Raw genomic sequence first — 1,711 nt, 5'->3', positions numbered from 1 at the left:
GCCCTGCTGTCGGCTCATCCAGCAACCACAATGGCCGGTGGCTGACCAGCAGTTTCGCGATCGCCGCGCGCCGGCGTTGCCCGGTCGATAGATAGCCGAACGGCAGGTGGCCGATGCCGCCGAGCCCGACCGTTTCCAGCGCCTCTTCGACGCCGAGCTGTCCGTCGCCGTTGAAGTCGCGCCAGAAGCGCAAATTCTCCGCCACGCTGAGCGCCGGCTTCATTGCGTTCTGGTGGCCAAGGTAGTGACAGGCCGAGGCAACAGACGGGAACGCTTCGTCCCCGTCTTCAATCTTCATGGTACCCTCGATCCTCACGCTGCCTTGCGCCACCGGCAGCAGCCCGGCGATGACTCGCAGCAAGGTCGACTTGCCCGATCCGTTCGGCCCGGTGACGATGAGCGCCTGACACTCCTCCAAGGCAAAATCGATGCCGGAAAACACCGCCTCGCCGCCTCGCTCGCCGCCCAGATTTTCGGCGATCAGCCGCATTCCTCGCCTGCCCTGAAACCATGTGTCGCGGCCGCTGCCGCATCGCACAAATTTGCTTTCCAACTGTCTAGAACTATTCCAGAAAATTCTCTATATGCGGTGCATCCGTGCCAGCGGTCGGCACGGGAACAGAATTAGCGCCGAACCAGCGCACGCGCCGCCTTGAACGGCTCGGGTTGCTTGGGAACGGACAGCGGAAATGGCCGTACCCGCACCTTTGCGCGTGATTGCATGCCATCGGCGTCCGTTCCCTTTCAGGCTGAACAGACAAGGATCGCACGTGTCAAAATCCCTCGACAGTTTCAATTGCCGCCGCACGCTGACCGCAGGCGGCGCGGAGTATGCCTATTTCGACCTCATCGAGGCCGAGAAGAACGGCCTCACCGGCATCTCGCAGCTGCCCTATTCGATGAAGGTGCTGCTGGAAAACCTGCTGCGCAACGAAGACGGCCGCTCCGTCACCAAGGAATCGATCCAGGCGGTGGCCGGCTGGCTGACCGACAAGGGCACCGCCGGCGTCGAGATCGCCTATCGCCCGGCCCGCGTGCTGATGCAGGATTTCACCGGCGTTCCGGCCGTGGTCGACCTTGCCGCGATGCGCGACGCCATGGCCTCGCTCGGCGGCGATCCGCAGAAGATCAACCCGCTGGTGCCGGTCGACCTCGTCATCGACCATTCCGTCATCGTCGACGAATTCGGCACGCCGATGGCCTTCGCCCGCAATGTCGAGCTGGAATATGAGCGCAACGAGGAGCGCTACAAATTCCTGAAATGGGGCCAGCAGGCATTCCGCAACTTCCGCGTCGTGCCGCCCGGCACCGGCATCTGCCATCAGGTCAACCTCGAATATCTCGGCCAGGTGGTGTGGACCAACACCGAGGACGGCGAAACGACAGCCTATCCCGACACCTGCGTCGGCACCGATTCGCACACCACCATGATCAATGGCCTTGGCGTGCTCGGCTGGGGCGTCGGCGGCATCGAGGCCGAGGCGGCCATGCTCGGCCAGCCTGTCTCCATGCTTTTGCCTGAGGTGATCGGCTTCCGCCTCACCGGCAAGCTCAAAGAGGGCGTCACCGCCACCGACCTCGTGCTCACCGTCACCCAGATGCTGCGCAAGAAGGGCGTCGTCGGCAAGTTCGTCGAGTTCTTCGGGCCGGGCCTCTCCAACATGACGCTGGCCGACCGCGCCACCATCGGCAACATGGCGCCCGAATATGG

General features: G+C 63.6%; 2 protein-coding genes. One reads left to right on the top strand and one right to left on the bottom strand.

Annotation, left to right across the window (positions count from 1 at the left end; genetic code table 11):
• The coding region (gene ccmA, locus EN893_RS32685; protein ID WP_128362124.1) for a heme ABC exporter ATP-binding protein CcmA at positions 1-490 on the bottom strand (490 nt) is incomplete at its 3' end.
• Positions 491-770: 280 nt separating this feature from the next.
• Here ccmA and EN893_RS32680 point away from each other — a divergent pair.
• Positions 771-1,711 (top strand): aconitase family protein (locus EN893_RS32680; protein WP_245490942.1); only part of this gene is annotated, 941 nt, incomplete at its 3' end.

Origin of the sequence: Mesorhizobium sp. M7A.F.Ca.CA.004.04.2.1 (genome assembly GCF_004022825.1) — a bacterium.
Taxonomy (GTDB): Bacteria; Pseudomonadota; Alphaproteobacteria; order Rhizobiales; family Rhizobiaceae; genus Mesorhizobium.
This window is presented reverse-complemented; position numbering and strand designations above follow the sequence as displayed.